The organism is Acuticoccus kandeliae (genome assembly GCF_003073115.1).
The window spans coordinates 1-341 of sequence record NZ_QBBV01000117.1 but is presented as its reverse complement, the minus strand read 5'-3'; the positions used below and the strand labels follow the sequence as shown (position 1 = coordinate 341).

Sequence of the window (341 nt, the reverse complement as noted above, 5' to 3'; positions counted from 1 at the left end):
TCCTGTTCGCGCTCGTCGCCGCCACCGCGGTGTTCGCCACGGTGCTCGCGACGCGGGTGCCCGACCGGACCCGGGCCGGGGACGCCGCGCTCACCGTCGTCCGGTCCCGGCACCACGCGCTGTCGCCGTCGATGCGGCCGGACTGGACGGCCGTCGGGCCCGCCGCCGCCGCGCTGTCGGTCGGTGCGTTCGGGGTCGGCGCGATGCTGGCCGCCGAGCCCGCCTTCGCCGAGTAGCCCGCCGCACAGAAGCTCGCCACGCTCGGTGGGGCGCCCGCCGCGACCGGGGGCGGCTCCTCCGACGGCGGTGGCGTCGCCGGCTGGTCCGGCGGTGACAGCGTC

General features: G+C 79.5%; 1 protein-coding gene. It reads left to right on the top strand.

Annotated elements, in window-relative coordinates:
* A partial coding sequence (locus DBV35_RS30580) for a hypothetical protein (protein ID WP_205648955.1) occupies positions 1 to 236 on the top strand: 236 nt, incomplete at its 5' end.
* Positions 237 to 341 lie beyond the last annotated feature (105 nt).